This window comes from Desulfatibacillum aliphaticivorans DSM 15576 (assembly GCF_000429905.1).
In the GTDB taxonomy this organism is placed as follows: domain Bacteria; phylum Desulfobacterota; class Desulfobacteria; order Desulfobacterales; family Desulfatibacillaceae; genus Desulfatibacillum; species Desulfatibacillum aliphaticivorans.
In genome coordinates this window covers 16,517-35,284 of the sequence record NZ_AUCT01000013.1, presented here as the reverse complement: position 1 = coordinate 35,284, position 18,768 = coordinate 16,517, and the positions used below count along the sequence as shown (strand labels likewise).

The window sequence follows — 18,768 nt, the reverse complement described above, 5'->3', positions numbered from 1 at the left end:
TTATGAAAGGGAAGAATATGGGCAAGGAACTGTAATATTTGCTATTGACATTGACCACTGTGTCCTATATTACACCCTGAGTATGTATTGCGGCATGTAATGGCGAGTAAAGCCAGATTGATAAATCCTGTATAAAAGGAGGTAGTTGGACATGGCAACAATCGAATTTGAAGGAAAATCCTTTACCGTTGATGAAGACGGATTCATCGATTCCTTTGAGAACTGGTCCGAAGAATGGGTCACCTACGTCAAGGGCGTGGAAGGCATTGACGAACTGACCGAAGAACACTGGAAAGTGATCAACGTTCTGCAAGATTACTACAAAAAGAACGGCATCGCTCCCATGGTTCGCGTTCTGTCCAAGGTCACCGGTTTCAAACTGAAGCACATCTACGAGCTGTTCCCGTCCGGACCCGGCAAGGGAGCCTGTAAAATGGCTGGCCTGCCCAAACCCACGGGCTGCGTGTAGTCTGTAAGTTTTTTAAGTTGCATCTTGAAAAAGCCTTGCCTTGTGCAAGGCTTTTTCTATTTAATGGGACGGGCTTTTAAACCCTGCTGATTCGCCGCAACTCCCAACAGATGGAGTATGGCCATGCAATTCACGGTTTCCACGCGATCAAGAACCGAAATGGTGGACATCACCTCCCGGGTTCAGGATTTTATCCGGGAAGAGGACGTGCAGGACGGCGCCGTCATGGTATTCGTCCCCCACACTACGGCCGGCGTAACCATCAACGAATCCGCCGACCCGGACGTGGCCTGGGACATCATCATGGCCTTGAACATCCTGGTTCCCGACAACCTGGACTATCGCCACGCCGAGGGAAATTCTCCGGCTCATATCAAGTCCTCCATGATGGGCTCTTCTGTTTTGGTGGAAGTTTCCGGCGGCCGGCTGGTCCTTGGAACCTGGCAAGGCGTTTTCTTTTGTGAGTTCGACGGCCCCAGGACGCGCAAGGTCAGAGTCGTCGCTTTATAAGTCAGCCTGAATGGCCGAAAAATACTAATGACATTGGATCGGGACAAGTTTGCCATGGACGCAACAGACAAGGCCATTATCAATAGAATTCAATCCGATTTTCCCAGGACCGAGCGTCCTTACGCCTCCATCGGGGAGGAGTTCGGCCTGGACGAGGCCCAGGTGATTGAAAGGGTTTCCAGGCTCAAGGAGTCCGGGATCATCCGCAGGATAGGCGGCAACTTCGTGCCGGACAAGCTGGGTTTTGTCAGCACGCTTTGCGCCGCAAGGGTTCCGGAGGGCAAGGTGGAAATGTTTACCGAAGCCGTCAACCAATACCCTGGGGTGACCCACAATTATTTAAGGGAAAACGACTATAATATCTGGTTCACCTTTATTTCTCCGTCCATGGATGAAATCAAGGCCAACCTGAGCGAAATCTCTGCAAAAACCGGGGTGGAGGACATTATCAACCTGCCGGCCACCAATGTCTATAAAATCAGGGCGCAGTTCGAGCTATAAGGCCCCCGGCTTTTTCAGGTTAGGGTGCGAGCAAAGCCTTTGCCATGGATTTTAAACCCATGAGAAAAGATGTGCGGATTGCAGCGGCCCCCATGCACTGCCCCCTGTGGGAATCGGACCGGAACCTGCAATCTGTGGATGCCTACGCGAAAGAAGCTCGCAGTGGCGGCGCCGAAGTGTTGGTCTTGCCCGAAATGACGCTCACCGGCTACTGCGCCTCCGAACCGCTCCCCAAAGCCTTGGAAAGGGACGGCCGGGAATACCAGGCGCTGTCGGAAATCGCCCGCTCCAGGCGGCTGACCGTCTTGGCCGGCCTTGTGGAGGTTGGACCCCGGGGGAATAAGTACGCGACCCACTTGGCGTGTTTTCCCGACGGCCGGGTGTTTTTTCATCGAAAGACCCATCTGAGCACTGTGGAGGAAGCCTGGCTTACCCCGGGGAGCGAGTTGCCCGTCTTCAGGAATAGCCATTATGCTTTCGGCATCCAACTCTGTTACGAGGCTCATTTTCCCGAGTTGACGACCAACATGGCCCTGGCTGGCGCCCACATCCTTTTTATTCCCCACGCCTCTCCCCGTGGAACCCCCCAGGAAAAAGAGGAGTCCTGGCTCAGGCATTTAACGGCCAGGGCTTATGACAACGGCCTGTATGTCGCGGCCGTGAACCAATCCGGCGAAAACCAAGCGGGGCTTTCCTTTCCCGGCGTCGCTCTGGTTCTGGATCCTCTGGGGCGGGTGGAGGCCCGTCTGCAAGGGGGCGAAGGCCTGTTGATTGCTGATTTAAGGGCGGATTTGATCAATCAGGTGCGCAGCCACCGCATGACGTCCTTTCTCTCCCGGAGGCGGCCGGAAGTGTATAGCCGGAAGGTCCTGAAGCACAATATTTAAGTATTGAGGACTTTTTACCCGGAAAGGAGTTGACTTTACCCACCGTTTGTTTTTACAAATTAAAGTTCCAAGTTGATTTGCGCGGCGTTCACCGTCACTTTAGGCCTTCCTGCCGACATTCCCCCAAAACAAGGCAGGTTATGTAACGCATCGCAATCAGTAAGTTTGTGCAAGACGACAAACCCCGATTAAAAGGAGCAAAAAATGTCCGGAAAAATGAAAACCATGGATGGAAACACCGCGGCCGCCCATGTGGCATACGCCATGAGCGAGGTCGCGGCAATTTACCCCATCACCCCTTCTTCTCCCATTGGCGAAATCGCGGACGAATGGGCCGCTCAGGGCAGGAAGAATATATTTGGTCAAACCCTTCGCATTCGTGAAATGCAGTCGGAAGCAGGCGCGGCCGCCGCAGTGCACGGCAGCCTTGCCGCCGGGGCCCTTACCTCGACGTTTACGGCGTCCCAGGGCCTTCTGCTCATGATTCCCAACATGTATAAAATTGCGGGCGAATTGCTCCCGGGCGTTTTCCACGTGACCGCCCGCGCAATCGCAGGCCACGCCCTGTCTATTTTCGGCGACCATCAGGACGTCATGGCCGTTCGTCAGACCGGCTTCAGCCTGCTGGCCTCCAACTCCGTCCAGGAAGCCATGGACATGGCTTTGGTGGCCCACTTGGCCGCCATCGAATCCAGCGTGCCTTTCCTGCACTTTTTCGACGGATTTCGCACCAGCCACGAAATTCAAAAGATCGAAGTCATTGACTACGACGCCATGGCCAGCCTGACCAATTTCGCGGCCATTGAGGAATTCCGCGCCAGAGCCATGAGCCCCCTGACCCCGGAACTCCGGGGCACGGCCCAGAACCCTGACATCTATTTCCAGGGCCGCGAGGCTTCCAATATCTTCTATCAGGACGTTCCGGGCATTGTCTCCGCCTATATGAAAAAGGTGGAAGGCATCACGGGCAGGTCCTACAAGCTGTTCGATTATGTGGGCCATCCCGAAGCGCAACGGGTGATCGTCTCCATGGGCTCTTCCTGCGAGACCATCGAAGAAGTGGTTAACTACATGGTGGACAAGGGCGAAAGGGTGGGCTTGGTCAAGGTCCGCTTGTTCCGTCCCTGGGTTTCCGACGCCTTCCTGAGCGCTCTGCCCGCAAGCGTGGAGTGCATCACCGTTCTGGACCGCACCAAAGAGCCCGGCGCCATCGGCGATCCCCTGTACCAAGACGTGTGCACCGCTTTTTACGAATCCGGAGACGCTCCGGTGGTGGTGGGCGGCCGTTACGGCCTTGGCTCCAAGGAATTCACTCCGGCCATGGTCAAGGCGACCTTCGACAACATGACCGTGTTGAAGCCTAAAAACCACTTTACCGTGGGCATCGTGGACGACGTCACCCATACTTCCCTGGAAGTTCCCGAGAAGTTCGAGACCGCTCCCATAGACACCATCGCGTGCAAGTTCTGGGGCCTGGGCTCCGATGGAACCGTTGGGGCCAACAAAAGCGCTATCAAGATCATCGGCGACCGGACCGACATGTACGCCCAGGGCTACTTCTCCTACGACTCCAAAAAGTCCGGCGGCATCACCATCAGCCACCTGCGCTTCGGCAAGCAGCCCATCCAGTCCACCTACCAGGTGCACCGGTCCAACTTCATCGCATGCCATAACTCCACCTACGTCAACATCTACGACGTGCTGGAAGGCATTGCGGAAGGCGGAACCTTTTTGCTCAACTCCACCTGGACCCAGGATCAGATGGATGAAAAGCTGCCCGCGGACGTCAAGCAGACCATCGCCAAGAAGGGCCTGAAGTTCTACAACATCGACGCAACGGCCATCGCCAAGGAAGTGGGCCTGGGCGGACGCATCAACATGATCATGCAGACCGCCTTCTTCAACCTGGCCAACGTGATTCCCGTTGACGACGCCATCGCCTACCTGAAGGACGAAATTAAAAAAGCCTACGGCAAAAAGGGCGACGAAATCGTCCAGATGAACTACGACGCCGTGGACAAAACCATCGCCAACATCCAGGAAATTTCCGTTCCCGACTCCTGGGCCACCGCTCAGGACGAAGAAGAAGCCGCCGCGGACGAGCCCGCATTCATCAAGGACGTCATGCGCCCCATGCTCACATGCAAAGGCGACGCCCTGCCGGTTTCTTCCTTCTCCCCGGACGGAATCTTCCCCTTGGGCACCACCAAGTTCGAAAAACGCGGCGTGGCCATCGAAGTGCCCGAATGGATCATGGACAACTGCATCCAGTGCAACCAGTGCTCTTTTGTGTGTCCGCACGCGGCCATCAGGCCTTTCCTCCTGACGGAAGAGGAAAAATCCGAGGCCCCCGACTCCTTTGAAACCCTGGAAGCCAAGGGCAAGGGGTTTGACGGCCTTAGCTTCAGGATTCAGGTCAACACCCTGGACTGCCAGGGCTGCGGAAACTGCGCCGACATCTGTCCGGCCAAGGAAAAGGCCCTGGTCATGAGGCCCATCGCCACCCAGACCGAGGTGCAGGTTCCCAATCAGGAATTCGCAGACACCATTCCTTACAAGACCAACCCCATGAGCCGCGATTCCGTCAAGGGCAGCCAGTTCGAACAGCCCCTCATGGAATTTTCCGGCGCATGTGCAGGCTGCGGCGAAACTCCTTACGTCAAGGTGCTTACCCAGCTTTACGGCGAACGCATGATGATCGGCAACGCCACCGGCTGCTCCTCCATCTGGGGCGGCTCCGCGCCTTCCGTGCCCTACTGCACCAACGCCGACGGCTGCGGTCCGGCCTGGGCCAACTCCCTGTTCGAAGATCCGGCGGAATTCAGCTACGGCATGCTGCAGGCGGTCACATCCCAGCGCGACGCCCTGGCATCCAAGCTCCTTGAAATGAAGGAAATCTGCTCGAGCGAACTGGGAGACGCCATCGACGAATGGTTGGAAGGCCGGGAAGATCCCGAAGCCTCCGAAGCCGCCGGCGATAAAATTGTTTCCCTGCTGCTGGACGAACCCGAAACGCCCCTGGCCGACGAAATCCTCTCCATGGAGGGCCTGTTCCTGAAACGCTCCATCTGGATTTTCGGCGGCGACGGCTGGGCCTACGACATCGGATACGGCGGATTGGACCACGTCCTGGCCTCCGGCGAGGACATCAACGTGCTGGTCATGGACACCGAAGTGTACTCCAACACCGGCGGCCAGTCCTCCAAGGCCACGCCTCTGGGATCCGTAGCCAAGTTCGCGGCTTCCGGCAAGAAGACCGGCAAGAAAGACCTGGGCCGCATGGCCATGACCTACGGTTATGTGTACGTGGCCTCCGTGTCCATGGGCGCTAATAAAAAGCAGTTCCTCCAGGCTCTCAAGGAAGCGGAATCCTACAAAGGCCCCTCCCTGATTCTGGCCTACGCGCCCTGCATCAACCACGGCATCAAAAAGGGCATGGGCAAGAGCCAGGAAGAAGAAAAACTGGCCGTGGCCTCCGGCTACTGGCCGCTGTACAGGTTCAACCCGGTGCTGGCGGACGAAGGCAAGAATCCCTTCTCCCTGGATTCCAAGGAGCCTGACGGAACCCTGGCCGACTTCCTCAAGGGCGAAGTGCGTTACGCATCCCTGCAGAAGACCTTCCCCGAGGAGTTTGAAAAGCTGAACGCCGGCCTGCAGGAAAAACTTGCGGACAGGTACGTGATGCTCAAGCAACTGGCTGAGGGCTGTGACGCTGAAGAAAAATAGTTAACCGTAATCAACAAGCGGGGAGTCCTGCAACCGGGCCTCCCCGCTTTGCTTTTTCGCCATTTTTAAAAATTCGAAAGGAATTATACCATGGCAAATCCTGTCGCTGTTTTTGACACGAGCATGGGCGCCTTTAAGGCGGAACTTTACAAGGATAAAATGCCCGGCACGGCCGGCAATTTTATCAAGCTGGCCAAAGAGGGCTTCTACGACGGCCTGCATTTTCACCGTATTATCGCCGACTTCATGATTCAGTTCGGCTGCCCCCATAGCAAGGACCCCCTGAGCCCCCGCTGCGGAACCGGCGGGCCGGACAGCGGCTGCATCAAGGACGAGTTCCCGGAAGACGCCAAGTTCTCCAATGAGCCCGGAACCCTGTCCATGGCCAATACGGGCATGCCCAACTCCGGCGGCTCCCAGTTCTTCATCAATCTGGTCCATAACGATTACCTGGACTGGTTCACCCCCGGACGCTCCAAGCACCCCGTCTTCGGCAAAGTCATTGAAGGCATGGACGTGGTGGAAGAGCTCGGCAAGGTGGAAACCGGCCCCACGGACCGCCCCAAGACTCCGGTTAAAGTCAACAGCATCACCATCGAGGAATAGAGCGGACGCAGGATTGATTCGATTCAGAGGCGGGATGCTCTTGCTCCCGCCTTCTTTTTAGGAGAGGCATATGAAAAGACTGTTCACCTTGTTGGTTGTGTTGATGCTCGCTACGTTCGCGGCATGCGGCGGCGGGCCGGAAATCGACGGTTCCAGCGACGAGGCCTTCAAAAAGTCCATCACGGAAGTCAGGAACTCCCTGGAGCCGGAAAAAGCCTCGGAGTTTGACAAAGCGCTCATGGTCATTGGGTTTAAAAGCATGGGCAACGTCATAAGCAGCATGAAATCCCCCGAAGACATGATGACCAACATGAAAAAAGACCTGGACGGCAAAAACGCCGAGCAGGTCATGAAAATGGCCAAGGAGATTCGGGAAGGCAGTAAAAAGAAGTAGCTGAAAAAAGACGAAGCCCCGGCTTCGCCAAACATGATTTATAAAACAGGGCCTTTTCTGCAAACCGGAAAAGGCCCTGTTTTGCTTTGCAGGCAGGGTTTAGTCTTTCAGGCAGCGGCGCCTGGCCGGGGCTTTGGTGCGTCTTATTGAGGTCTCCGAAAAGTACACTAATTTGAGTCATTGCGTTCAGGTTTACTCATTGAGAGATTCAATTTATAGTTGATATTATCAGATGAACGTCATAGAAATTATTATATCAGTTGGCGGCTCTGAGGATTGGTATGGGAAGTTATCGTGATGGGAGACATCCCCATAAATCGCTTTGTACCAGAACAGGCGCTTTGTTAGCAAGACGCCGTTGCGTCGCATGTGAGTGGGGCGCTTTTTTAAGCCGTCATTCCCGAGCGTTTTTATCGGGAATCCAGCGTCCTTTTTACGTCAGGCCGCAAGCGTCATAAATAATTTGCAGTTGCCGGGCTTGCCCTGCTTAAAAAGCGCTTGGCGCGTTTTTAGGCGCCCCCAAGGGGCGACGAAGTATCGTAGCGCGAGTAGGCCAAGTTATATCGTAGTTGCAGGCCCCCGCGCCTGCCCCTGGCGGCGTTAGGCGCCTGGGATGCCGCCGATAATGAGGTTATTGAGTTTTTGAGAGACGTCCCGCAGAATACGCTTGAGTTTTTGAGAGACGTCCCGCAGAATACGCAGAATATGCAGAGACTGTAATCAGGAATATGATGAATGTACAAGTAAAGCCGAAGAGTGGTTCTATAAATTAGAGGATCAGCGAAAGGCCTTTATTGATAAACAAAAGGCACTTGAAGATCAAAGTTATCGAAGAATGATTAATGAGTGTCGAAAACATGATTCTTATAACAAGAGAATGAGTTGTTTTATTATGGCTGAAGCAACGCATCGGGCAGCTGAAATCATGATCGAAGGCTTGAATACAGGGTATCTGGCAAATAACGCTATCAAATATTCCACCGCGCAAGGTGTATGTGCAGCTGAACAGATGTCATGCTTCAAAGATATTAAGGAGAATCCATGTTGCGACCAGTAAATGCAGACCTTGGCCTATTCGATATTTATTATATTTTAGCTTATTCAAGATTGGTGTTTTTTATCTTGGCATGTCTGTTTCTATTAACTTTTACGCTAAAAGTACGAAGATTAGCTAAGGAGGATAAATGGCAAATAGTCAAGTCGAATTTGTTTCGAATTAATCTTCAAAGTATAATATTTTTATTACTTTTTATCATAGCATTTTTACTCAACAATTGTTTATACCCTATTGGTGATTTTTTTGCAGAGGCGTTTGCTTCGAGACCATCTTCTTTCAAGCCTTTGATTATTGTTACTATGCAAGCATTTTTTATTACGATGTATTTTGTATTATATTATGTTGACGCTGTTGTTAAAGGCCTTTTACGTACTTATGAATAGTGATGGGTGCCCCGGTCCCAATTGTTTGGACCACTTCCTTGTTGGAATAAAGGCCTGGGGCCGGACCTTGATTTTTCGATTTTTCATTTCTTAGGGACGTCTTTGATTATTCCACTAACTTTAAATCTCATTGAAATCACGTGTTATTTTTGATCAAGTTGACATGGATGGCGGACGAATTTGGTATACCCAAGGCGGCGAGACGGGAGGAAATGCCTTTGGTTTGTACGCATTGCCAACTCAGCCAAGTTGCAGGCTATCCACGATCTCTTCGGTTGAATAAAATGCCGCTCCGCGATCCCTGTGGCGTAAAGCAAGGACGCTGCCAGGGCTGCCCAAATGCGTTGGAAACGCATCCTCCCAAATATCCTCCATGGCGTCGGATTGCTCCGCATGAAGGGATGGGCGTCTATCACTTTTTATGGAAATTTTTACCCCGCCTTGTCCGGAGCCCAATCCTGGCTTCGCGTAATCCGACCTACATGTCGCTGCATGATCACGGCGGGATACTGCTCTGCCAGGGCTACCCCCCAAAAAAAAAGGTGGACTACGCCAACGGCGTGACCACGGAGCATACCTACGACCCGGATTCCACGCGGCTCATGGCCATCCAGACCTCCTACGGCGCGACCGATTACCAGAATTACGCCTATACCTATACGGACGGCGGCAATATCGCCTCCATCACCGACAACATGCGGAGCCACGCCTACACCTACGCCTACGACGACCTGCACCGGCTGACAAGCGAGGCCTCCACCACGGGCTCCATGGCCTGGACCTACGACTCCATAGGCAACATCCTGACCAAATCCCAGGACGGATCGTCCATGATTTATGCGTACAACAGCGTCACCCACAAGCTGGATACGGTGACGGCGGGCGGAACCGTATATAACTACTCCTACGACGCCAACGGCAACATCACGGCGTGTCCCAAGTTAGAAGGCGCCGGCAGCATCAGCGCCACCCTGGCCATTGACTATAACGCGGACAACATGCCAACCCAGGTGGTGAAATCCGTGTCCGGCCAGCCGGATGTGACCACCAATTTCTATTATGACGGAAACGGCGCCCGGGTGCGCAAGGAAGTGGTGGGCGAAAGCACGACCTTTTACGCAGGCAGCCTGTATGAAGTCAAGGACGGCGTGGCGACCAAGTACATCTTCGGCGCGGACAGGCGCATCGCCAAGATCACGGACGGCGAGGGCGTCCAGTATTTTTCCAAGGATCATCTGGGAAGCTCCACCGTGGTGACGGACGACTCCGGCGCCGTGGTGGAACAGGCCGACTACCGGCCCTTCGGCGAGGACCGCTTTTACACCGGATCTGTGGCAACTCCCACGCCCTACAAATACACGGACCAGGAACTGGACGAGTCCACGGGCCTTTACAATTACGACGCCAGGCATTATGATCCCGCCATCGGCCGGTTCATCAGCCCGGATTCTTTGATACCCAATCTATACGATCCCCAACAGCTCAATCCCTACGCCTATTGCCGGAATAATCCATTAAGATACACTGATCCTAGTGGGCATTTTGGCTTTGCAGGAGCAGGGATAGGGGCGGCAGTTGGGGGCTTTTGCGGTGCACTTAGTGGAATTGCTAACGGCAAGAGTCTATCAAGCAAAATTGCAGGAGGTATTGTCGGTGGACTGGTTGGATTTGGCGTTGGAGCCGTAACGGGAACTGCTAACCCTGCACTATCATCAATGGCTGCTTCTTACTATGGAGGTTTGGCCGGGCGAGCCACCACCGGGTTTATTGATGCAGCCTACGATAACAATGATGAAACCGATCCCTATGCTGAAGCGATAAACCAAGCCGGAGATCTAAAGGCCCAGGCGATGGATATAGGAAATGGCCTCGCATCAGGAGGAATGACTACAGCAGCCAAAAACGCTTGTACATCCGGCACAATGACCGCAGCGGAGGCTAAATTAGGAGAAGCAATCGCAACTACAACTGTTCCTGCTACCTATAACACTGTTGCGGCGACGGTAAATGTTGGTTTAGAGTCCTATGATAACAGCGTAGCCTCTTCAACACAAAAGAAGGACAAAAATAAGCCAGGGGATGACCAGACCGCAACAGATCAATCGCATGGAAATACAACTAGTACCCCCTCAGACACCGTCAATTCGGTTCAAGGCCAGGGGCATAAAGATAAAGCAGGAGACTCTTGTGGAAGATCTGATGACTCAGATTATACTGGCTCAGGGAATACCGGATCATCGAATGAAAGTGACGATGGGGCTTATACGCCATAAGTTTATGAAAACGAGGGGAGAAGCCTTCTCCCCTCATATTACCTATTTATTTGAAGGGGCGGTTGATATGAACTGCAATAGTGAAGATGATTGTGCCAAGTATGTTTTTGACGTTGGATTTAATGCAACATTTTTAAGCCATTTAGGAAAAATACTTTTAATTGCTTGGTTTGGCCTTGCTGTTTTTGAGAGCATTTCTTTTGGGAAACTGTTTTCAGGGGGGACTCTCATTTTGCCTAAAGCCTCAGTTTCTATAATACCCGCTATTTTTATTGCTCTTTATCTGTTTGCCAGAGTCGCTCTGAGGAAGACGGTCTACAAACTAATATATGATATAGATGCTGAAAAGGTAATATTCTGGATATTTTATAAAAAGGAACCTATTTGCGTTCCTCTTGCAAATATAGACAATATCCGCTTGGGTATGTACGTTTATTTTGAACTGATTGATGGACAAATATATGTAGGGTGGAATAACGAAAAACGATTTGTCAATTTCTTGCGGAAAAATGAAATCGAATTCAAATGGGGTAAATTGGGAAGTAAAATTGAAAAACAATATCGATGATCGTTGTGTTTTCGGGGACACCCAATGAATTCTTGGAGACATCCTATAATGCCTCCTGTCAAGGGTGATTTTGACTTTTGAACGTTCCGGGGGACGTCCCTTAATAAGTCACTAACTCTATATGATTATGAAATCATGGGAAATTCAGGGGGACGTCCCTTAATAAGTCACTAACTCTATATCTTTTTGAAATCATATATTATTTTTCATTACATAGGGGCCATATTTTAGCAAAAACGGCGGCGAGACGGTGGAAATGCCGTTGGTTTGTAAGCATTGCCAACTCAGCCAAGTTGCGGGTTATCCACAATCTCTTTGTTTGAACCAAATGTCCCTACGCGAGCCCGGCGGCGTAAAGCAGGGACTCTGCCAGGGCTGCCCAAATGCATTGGAAACACAGCCTCCCGATTATCCTCTGTCTTGTCGGATTGCTCCGCATGAAGGGATGGGCGTCTATCACTTTTTATGGAAATTTTAACCCCGTCTTGTCTGGACCTCTATCCTGGCTCCGCGTAATCCGACCTACATGTCGCTGCATGATCACGGCGGGATACTGCTCTGCCTGGGAGGCCCAACTACTTTAAATGTCCTTGAATTTGTTGAGTTTGGCTGGGCTCAACTTAAGTTACGATTTTGAAAGACGCCCTGCGCGAGTCGCCTTTTAAAGGTTTTTTGCGGAGCTTTTTTTCAAAAAAGCGACCCGCCGGAGGTACGCTTTTCTGCTTTTTTGCAGTTTGCCTTTGGTGGCCGGTTTTTTACAGGGCCTTTTCTCTATTTTGGAGAAAAGGCCCTGTTTGATGTTAATATTGGTTTAGTCTCTCAGGCAGCGGAGCTTGGCTAGGTCTTCGGCGTAGCCGTACAGGTGGAGGCCTTTGCTTTCCACGACCATTTCCCCGTCCTTGACGCCGATCTCCGTGGCCATGTACTCCTTGAGGTTCTGGATTCCCGCCAGGTTGGCCGGGAGGCCTCCCCACAAGTCCCAGGACCTGAAGTACACGAAAAAGTGCAGGGTTCCATCCTGGATGCGGGTGTCAATGGAGCGCAGGCAGGGAGGGTCGAGCAGGGTCAGGTCCGAGGGATGGGCCACCTGCAGGACCATCTGGTTGTTTCGGTGCCCGAAATTCTTGTAGGTTTGGATAATCCATTCGATTTGGTTCAGGTAAAGCCGGCCGTCTTTTTCGTAGACCACTTTGCCGTCAGGCTCCCGGAAGTCGATGATCTCCTTGTTTTGGGCCTGCCACCAGTCCAGCTTGTCGCCCGTGATGGGCGCGCCGGTCAGGCGTTCCCCGTAGGTGTAGGATTCCCCTTCCTCCTTATGGGGGGTCATGAGGTATTCTATGTAAGAGCGCTCATAACCTTCTCCGCCGTAGATGTAATCATGCTCCACGGGGTTGGGGATGCCGCAGGCCGGCGGAATGTCCGGCAGCAGGGGTTGGGTTCCGGGAAACTTTACATGTCCGGTGAAATAGTCGTACTCCAGCCGGGTTTGTCCGGCGTAAGAGCCCCGGTCGATCACAAAACGGCTTCCATGGTCCAAAATGTCGTGTACGGCTTGAAACCAAAGATCAGGCAGGTCGCGCGCCTGAATGGAATGAATTTTCATAAACCTGTCCTTATTGCTTGGGAGGGCGTAGCGCCTTTTTGTCCACCTTGCCCACGGCGGTAAGGGGTATAGCATCCACGAATTCTACAATTTTGGGCACTTTGTAAGGTGACATATTTTCCCGGCAATAAGCAAGGATTTCTTCTTTCAACTGACCCCTGTCGCGCTCAAGATACTCCACCGCAAGCTGCACCACCGCCTTTACGGTTTCGCTGCCCGGCCTTTCCGGGTTGGGAATTCCTATGATGGCGCACAGTTCCACGCTGGGAATATTGGAAAGAACCTCTTCCACTTCGCGGGAAAATACTTTGTATCCGCCCACAATAAGCATGTCCTTGGCCCGGTCCACCAGATAGATGTATCCGTCTTCATCCATACGGCCAACGTCGCCGGTGTGCATCCAAATCTTGCCGTCGTGCTCGCGCAGGGCGTGGCTGGTTTCGTGAGGTTTGTTGTGGTATCCGGCCATGACTTGGGGGCCGCTGACCACGATTTCCCCCTCTTCCCCAAAGGGCATTTCCTGGGTTCCGGTCTCCACGTCCATAATCATGATGTCCGTGTTGGGCAGGGGCATGCCCACGGAGCCGATTTTTTTTGGATTCACATGGGGATTGGAGGTTGAAAGGGGCGAAGTTTCCGTCATGCCGTACACCTCGATCACCTTGCCTTTCCCCACAAGGGCTTCAAACCGCTTGATGGCGTCCACGGAAAAAGGCGCGGCGCCGGACACGCACATTCGCACATTGGAAAAATCCAGGGATTTAAAAGCCGGTTCATCCAAAAGCATTTGGTACAAAGTGGGTACGTTGACCAGGACCGTGGCCTTGTGGGCTTTGATTTCGCTGGCGATGTGCTTGGTGTTTCTGGGGTCCGGAATCAGGCACTGGGCGTTGCTGGTGGACATGGCTGCCATGCCCATCATCTTGCCGGCCATATGGAAGAACGGAAAGCCGGAGCAAAACACGTCTTTTCCGTTTTCAAATTTGCTCCACCGCACCTGCTGCTCCACGTTGGCCACAATGTTACGGTGGGTCAGCACCACGCCCTTGGGCAGGCCGGTGGTGCCGCCGGTGTACTGGATAAGGCAAGTGTCTTCCGGTTTCACCGAAACCTTGGGGGGCGTCGGGTCCCCCTCCTTGAGAATGGTTAGAATGGGCTCCACGGTCTTTCCGGATATGGGCTGGATCAGGCCGGTGGGGATTTTTTTCAGGGCGGCGCCCAGGGATTTTTTCACAAAAGGCATAAAGTCCCCCACATTGGCGTAATACACCTTTTCCAAGGCCGGAACCTGATCCCTGATTTCCCACAGGGTCTGCTCAAAGAAAACATCCAGGGTGACAAGAACCTTGGCGCCCGAATCGTTGAGCTGGTGGGCCAGCTCCCTGGGTTTGAGCAGCATGGATATGCCGGTGGCCGCCATGCCCGCCCTTTGAATTCCGGCCAGGGCGATCAGGTATTGGGGGATGTTGGGCATATGAATCCCCGCCACGTCGCCGACGCCGTATCCGCATTTCGCCAGATGGGCCGCAAACCGGGCGGACATCCGGTCCAGGTCTTTGAATGTGATTGCTTTTCCCATGAAGAATAAAGCGGGTTTGTCGGGAAACCGGGTCAGTCCCTGGTCCAGAATATCCCTGTAAGAGAGAGAAGGAATTTCAATGTCAGCTTCTATGCCGGGGTCGTAATGTTTGAGCCAGGGTTTGTCGCTGTAATGCATGATGCGTCCTTTCTGCAGCAAGAATTCTGCACGGTGGGTTTAAGACAAAGAACGTACACACAAATATTTGTTCTGGATCATTTAACGGATGTGGAGATTGATTGAAACTGGATCATTTCTTAGTGTAGCAAAAATAAGGCGTTCTATACAAGCAAATGCGTCGTTGGGGCGATTAATCGCTTTAAGGCCCAATATAATGCATTCAGGTCGCCATGAAGTTAAAAAACAATGTAAAATTAATGGGATGGCGCCATGATTGCATTAGGTAATTTAGCCTTGCAACGGCCTGCGGGCCGGGCGGCGGAAAAGTCTTTTTACAACCTATATCACGCAAATGGCGGGGGCGAAGGATGGCCTCTGAAGCATCGCCGGACGGAACCGGCAAAATAGAAAGTATTGATGATTCCAGGCCAATAAGAGGCGTGCAGAACCTTGATCCTTCCCAGGAAGGAAGAGCGGTTCGTCGCCAGGAACACGGCTGGGAAATCGAAATATTCCATGACGACATGGAAGCGGCATTGGTATGCACAGACCCGGAAGCGCCTGCAATTACGCCCGAAAAGGTCCTGGATCTTCTGGACGCCCGCAACATCATCCACGGGATTGCCGGCCAGGAAGAAATTGCCCAGGCCATAGAAAAGGCAAGGGCCGATGGCGAGCCTGCAGCGGTCGCCCAGGGCGCGCCGGCCGTCCCCGGAACCGCCCGGCACATTGAATACCTTTTTGATATTGATCCCCTTAAGGTCGGCAAAATCAAAGAAGGGGGGGAGCTGGACTTCAAGGATCGGGGGGAAATTCCCCAGGTTCAGAAGGGGGACGTCATCGCCAGGGTTGTGGAGGGCTCGCAAGGCGTCCCCGGCATGGACGTTTTCGGCCAGCAAATCGAGCCTCCAAAAGTGGAGTCAGCAAAGACCATGGTCCGGGTGGGGAAGGGCGCCATAAAGTCCGAGGACGGAAGCGCTGTCATCGCGTCAACGGACGGCAGGCCGGCCGTCACCGGCGACGGGCGTCTGTTCGTGTTCCCGGGCCTTACCATTCCTGGAGACGTCAGCCTTGAGACGGGCCATGTGCGTTTTGAAGGGGCTATAGAAGTCAAGGGCAGCGTTCAGGACGGCTTTGAAGTCAAGGGCGGCAGCCTGACCGCCAAGGAAATCGGCAAAGCCGTTATCAACGTAAAAGGCGACGTGGTGGTTATGGGCGGAATTTTGGGCGCGAAAATTCAGGCCGGAGGAACCGTCCGGGCCAAACACGTCTACGGGTCCACCATCGAGGCCGTGGGCGACGTGGTGGTTGGAAAGCAAATCCTCGACTCCAGGGTCATTACCACCGGGGCCTGCATCATCCCCCATGGGAAAATCCTTTCCTCAGGCGTGTGCGCCAAACAGGGGGTGGAGGCCATGCAGGTGGGGTCGGATTCCTCCAAGCCCTGCACTTTGCTGCTGGGGGTGGACGAACGGCTCATGCGTGAGTTGGATAGAATCAAAGAAGAGATTCAACTGACAAAAAAACAGATGGCGAAAAAAGACGTTTTGCTGGCGGAGATCAACAAGGCTCAGGAAAAGTTGCAGGAAAACGTAGGCCGTCTGGCTCAGGTGCAGGATAAAGCCATGGTGGCGGCCAGGGATCTGGACAGGAAAATCAAGGAAGGAGAAGGGGACGTCTCCGCCATGACCATGAGGGCGGCCGCCATCAGGCAGCAATCCGTCCAGGTGGGGGAGGCCCTTGACACCTTGCTGGAAAAGCAAGAACTGGTTTTTGATGACAAGCGCAATAAAGAAAAAGAAAAACAGGCTTTGGAAGAACGCATCAAAGACCTGGAGCAGGAAATCGAATATCTCATAGCCAAAGATAAAGAGGAGCCAGGGCTCCCGGAGCTTAAAACCAAGGGCGCGGTGTTTTCCGGCACGCTGCTTAAAGGGGTTCATGCCTCCCTGACCATGCCGGAGGACATGTCCTTCATCAGAATCAAGGAAAAACGCACCGTGGACGAAAACGACCGCCCCATCTGGATTATGGAGGTAGCCCGTCAAAAAGTATGAGGTTCAACCCCCGCCCGCCAAATTTCCCAAAGCCAACATTTGACGAACAAGCATCATATGGGGTATTTCCTGATAGGAAGTACAATGTTCCAAAACTAACCCGTTGGAGAAAACCGTTATGGCCGGAGTTTTTGAAATATACGTTAAAACCCATTTTAGCGCAGCGCATGCACTAACCGGCTACGACGGGGACTGCTCCCGTATTCACGGCCACAATTGGATGGTCGAAGTTTCCATTCAATGCCGTAAGCTGGACGACGTGGGAATAGGGATTGATTTCAAGGACGTTAAAAATGCCGTAGAAGAAATCACCCAAGGCCTGGACCATTGCATGCTAAACGACCATCCCGCATTTCAAAGCGTAAATCCCACTTCCGAAAACGTCGCCATGTTTCTTTATAAGCAACTGGGATCGCATCTTAACAACGAGTACACCAAGGTCAGCCGGGTGAAGGTTTTTGAAGCTCCCGGCGCGGGCGCAGCCTACTGGGAGGAGTAAATGGCGCTGGATGTTTGCGAGATTTTTTACGGGATTCAGGGAGAGTCCACGTATCAGGGAATGCCTTGCGTCTTTATCCGCCTGAGCGGGTGCAATTTAAGGTGCCGCTGGTGCGATACGGGTTACGCCTATGACGCGGGCCTGACCATGAGTATCTCGGAAATCATGGAAAAGGCCGGCCAGTTTGGATGCCCCATTGTGGAAGTAACCGGAGGGGAGCCCCTTTTGCAAAAAGAGACTCCGGCCCTGGTGGACGCCTTTTTGAATATAGGCCTTCTGGTGCTTTTGGAAACCAACGGCAGCCAGGACATTGCCAAAGTGGACTCCAGGTGCATCCGCATCGTGGACGTTAAGTGCCCCTCCAGCGGCATGGAGGAGCACAACGATTACAGCAATCTCTCGCGCATGACCGAAAAGGACGAGCTCAAGTTCGTCATCGCCAGCCGGGAGGATTACGAGTTTGCACGCAAGCGGGTTCGCCTGTTGGATTTTGACGGATGCCGGATGAACGCCATCCATTTTTCCCCGGTCTTCGGCGAACTGGACCCCAAGACCCTGGCCGAATGGATTCTGCAAGACCGCCTGGAAGTACGGCTGCATCTGCAAATGCATAAATTCATATGGGGCAAGGACGCTCGCGGCGTGTAAAGGCAGGTTGCATCTTGGACCAGTAATAAAAAGGTGGACTGCTGAAAGAGTGCGAAATCAACAAGGAATTGAAAGAACGCGGTTTTTCCCATGAACGCCATCCAAAAGGAAAAAGCAGTTGTTTTATTAAGCGGCGGCCTGGACTCCGCCACGGCCATGGCCATAGCCAAGGACATGGGCTTCCAGGTCTACGCCCTCAGCTTTTCCTACGGACAGCGCCACACCACGGAGCTGGAGGCTGCCAAAAGGGTCGCTAAAACCCTGGGCGCCGTCCGGCATCAAGTTGCAAACATAGACCTGACGTGCTTTGGAGGCTCGGCCCTCACCGCTGATCTCGACGTTCCCAAGGGCCGGGCGCCGGAAGATATGGAAAAGGAAATCCCCGTCACCTACGTTCCCGCCCGGAACACCATATTCCTTTCCTTCGCCCTGGCATGGGCCGAAGTTCTGGAAACCTCGCATATTTTCATCGGTGTGAACGCGGTGGATTACAGCGGATACCCCGACTGCCGCCCCGAATACATCCAGGCCTTTACCGCCATGGCCAATCTGGCCACCAAGGCGGGCGTGGAAAGCCGTACAAAGATCGAAATTCACACCCCCTTGATAGACCTGACCAAGGCGCAAATCATCCAAAAGGGGATCGCCTTGGGCGTGGATTACGGTCTGACCCATAGCTGCTACGACCCCTCGCCTGAAGGCCTGGCCTGCGGCCAGTGCGACTCCTGTCTGCTTCGTAAAAAAGGCTTTGCAGAGGCCGGCGTTCCCGACCCCACTAAGTATTTTGGCGGGTGAACCTGCGCAACATTGCGGCGCCTTTTTTATTACCTTAGCTGCGGATAGGGGCTGAACCGTCCCAGAGCACTGATTTCTTCGGCGACGCTGTTA

General features: G+C 53.2%; 16 protein-coding genes. 14 read left to right on the top strand and 2 right to left on the bottom strand.

What is annotated here, in order from left to right; genetic code table 11:
- Positions 1-151 precede the first annotated feature (151 nt).
- From G491_RS0113965 to G491_RS0113920, 10 genes are all read left to right on the top strand, one after another.
- Positions 152-469, top strand: a complete 318-nt coding sequence (locus G491_RS0113965) for a TusE/DsrC/DsvC family sulfur relay protein (protein ID WP_015948871.1) — start codon at positions 152-154, stop codon at positions 467-469.
- A 123-nt stretch (positions 470-592) separates the two neighbouring features.
- The gene (locus tag G491_RS0113960; RefSeq protein ID WP_028315028.1) at positions 593-979 is read left to right on the top strand and encodes a secondary thiamine-phosphate synthase enzyme YjbQ; all 387 of its coding nucleotides are present in this window, start codon (positions 593-595) and stop codon (positions 977-979) included.
- Between the two features lie 54 nt (positions 980-1,033).
- Positions 1,034-1,480, top strand: a complete 447-nt coding sequence (gene ahbA / locus G491_RS0113955) for a siroheme decarboxylase subunit alpha (protein ID WP_015948873.1) — start codon at positions 1,034-1,036, stop codon at positions 1,478-1,480.
- A gap of 59 nt (positions 1,481-1,539) precedes the next feature.
- The gene (locus tag G491_RS30860) at positions 1,540-2,367 is read left to right on the top strand and encodes a nitrilase family protein (protein ID WP_169829437.1); all 828 of its coding nucleotides are present in this window, start codon (positions 1,540-1,542) and stop codon (positions 2,365-2,367) included.
- Positions 2,368-2,571: 204 nt separating this feature from the next.
- Positions 2,572-6,093, top strand: a complete 3,522-nt coding sequence (gene nifJ / locus G491_RS0113945) for a pyruvate:ferredoxin (flavodoxin) oxidoreductase (RefSeq protein WP_028315027.1) — start codon at positions 2,572-2,574, stop codon at positions 6,091-6,093.
- A gap of 90 nt (positions 6,094-6,183) precedes the next feature.
- Entirely contained in the window at positions 6,184-6,699 is a 516-nt protein-coding gene (locus tag G491_RS0113940) for a peptidylprolyl isomerase (protein WP_015948876.1), read from the top strand.
- Between the two features lie 70 nt (positions 6,700-6,769).
- Positions 6,770-7,093: a DUF6694 family lipoprotein gene (locus G491_RS0113935; protein WP_028315026.1), complete on the top strand. Its 324-nt coding sequence runs from the start codon at positions 6,770-6,772 to the stop codon at positions 7,091-7,093.
- Positions 7,094-7,985: 892 nt separating this feature from the next.
- Positions 7,986-8,150 (top strand): hypothetical protein, encoded by a 165-nt coding sequence (locus G491_RS35495; protein ID WP_157468289.1) that lies wholly within the window; start codon positions 7,986-7,988, stop codon positions 8,148-8,150.
- Between the two features lie 865 nt (positions 8,151-9,015).
- The gene (locus G491_RS36315) at positions 9,016-10,806 is read left to right on the top strand and encodes an RHS repeat-associated core domain-containing protein (protein ID WP_028315024.1); all 1,791 of its coding nucleotides are present in this window, start codon (positions 9,016-9,018) and stop codon (positions 10,804-10,806) included.
- Positions 10,721-11,374 (top strand): hypothetical protein, encoded by a 654-nt coding sequence (locus tag G491_RS0113920; protein WP_157468286.1) that lies wholly within the window; start codon positions 10,721-10,723, stop codon positions 11,372-11,374. Before G491_RS36315 ends, G491_RS0113920 begins: the two co-directional genes overlap by 86 nt.
- Positions 11,375-12,185: 811 nt before the next feature.
- On the opposite strand, the gene G491_RS0113915 is transcribed toward G491_RS0113920, so the two are convergent.
- The gene (locus G491_RS0113915; RefSeq protein ID WP_028315022.1) at positions 12,186-12,977 is read right to left on the bottom strand and encodes a thymidylate synthase; all 792 of its coding nucleotides are present in this window, start codon (positions 12,975-12,977) and stop codon (positions 12,186-12,188) included.
- 10 nt (positions 12,978-12,987) lie between these two features.
- Positions 12,988-14,694, bottom strand: a complete 1,707-nt coding sequence (locus G491_RS0113910) for an AMP-binding protein (RefSeq protein WP_028315021.1) — start codon at positions 14,692-14,694, stop codon at positions 12,988-12,990.
- Between the two features lie 350 nt (positions 14,695-15,044).
- Here G491_RS0113910 and G491_RS0113905 point away from each other — a divergent pair, with 350 nt between their 5' ends.
- The 4 genes from G491_RS0113905 (at position 15,045) to queC (ending at position 18,675) form a co-directional block, all read left to right on the top strand.
- Positions 15,045-16,733 (top strand): flagellar assembly protein A, encoded by a 1,689-nt coding sequence (locus tag G491_RS0113905; protein WP_028315020.1) that lies wholly within the window; start codon positions 15,045-15,047, stop codon positions 16,731-16,733.
- A gap of 118 nt (positions 16,734-16,851) precedes the next feature.
- The gene (gene queD / locus G491_RS0113900; protein ID WP_028315019.1) at positions 16,852-17,232 is read left to right on the top strand and encodes a 6-carboxytetrahydropterin synthase QueD; all 381 of its coding nucleotides are present in this window, start codon (positions 16,852-16,854) and stop codon (positions 17,230-17,232) included.
- Complete coding sequence (locus G491_RS0113895) at positions 17,233-17,880, top strand: radical SAM protein (protein WP_015948882.1); 648 nt, start codon at positions 17,233-17,235, stop codon at positions 17,878-17,880. It begins immediately after the preceding gene.
- Between the two features lie 90 nt (positions 17,881-17,970).
- Positions 17,971-18,675, top strand: a complete 705-nt coding sequence (queC, locus tag G491_RS0113890) for a 7-cyano-7-deazaguanine synthase QueC (protein WP_028315018.1) — start codon at positions 17,971-17,973, stop codon at positions 18,673-18,675.
- Positions 18,676-18,768: the final 93 nt, after the last annotated feature.

Coding starts and splice junctions, on each gene's coding strand:
- G491_RS0113965 (WP_015948871.1), top strand. CDS start 152: ATGGCAACAATCGAATTTGAAGGAAAATCCTTTACCGTTGATGAAGAC.
- G491_RS0113960 (WP_028315028.1), top strand. CDS start 593: ATGCAATTCACGGTTTCCACGCGATCAAGAACCGAAATGGTGGACATC.
- ahbA (WP_015948873.1), top strand. CDS start 1,034: ATGGACGCAACAGACAAGGCCATTATCAATAGAATTCAATCCGATTTT.
- G491_RS30860 (WP_169829437.1), top strand. CDS start 1,540: ATGAGAAAAGATGTGCGGATTGCAGCGGCCCCCATGCACTGCCCCCTG.
- nifJ (WP_028315027.1), top strand. CDS start 2,572: ATGTCCGGAAAAATGAAAACCATGGATGGAAACACCGCGGCCGCCCAT.
- G491_RS0113940 (WP_015948876.1), top strand. CDS start 6,184: ATGGCAAATCCTGTCGCTGTTTTTGACACGAGCATGGGCGCCTTTAAG.
- G491_RS0113935 (WP_028315026.1), top strand. CDS start 6,770: ATGAAAAGACTGTTCACCTTGTTGGTTGTGTTGATGCTCGCTACGTTC.
- G491_RS35495 (WP_157468289.1), top strand. CDS start 7,986: ATGGCTGAAGCAACGCATCGGGCAGCTGAAATCATGATCGAAGGCTTG.
- G491_RS36315 (WP_028315024.1), top strand. CDS start 9,016: ATGTCGCTGCATGATCACGGCGGGATACTGCTCTGCCAGGGCTACCCC.
- G491_RS0113915 (WP_028315022.1), bottom strand. CDS start 12,977: ATGAAAATTCATTCCATTCAGGCGCGCGACCTGCCTGATCTTTGGTTT.
- G491_RS0113910 (WP_028315021.1), bottom strand. CDS start 14,694: ATGCATTACAGCGACAAACCCTGGCTCAAACATTACGACCCCGGCATA.
- G491_RS0113905 (WP_028315020.1), top strand. CDS start 15,045: ATGGCCTCTGAAGCATCGCCGGACGGAACCGGCAAAATAGAAAGTATT.
- queD (WP_028315019.1), top strand. CDS start 16,852: ATGGCCGGAGTTTTTGAAATATACGTTAAAACCCATTTTAGCGCAGCG.
- G491_RS0113895 (WP_015948882.1), top strand. CDS start 17,233: ATGGCGCTGGATGTTTGCGAGATTTTTTACGGGATTCAGGGAGAGTCC.
- queC (WP_028315018.1), top strand. CDS start 17,971: ATGAACGCCATCCAAAAGGAAAAAGCAGTTGTTTTATTAAGCGGCGGC.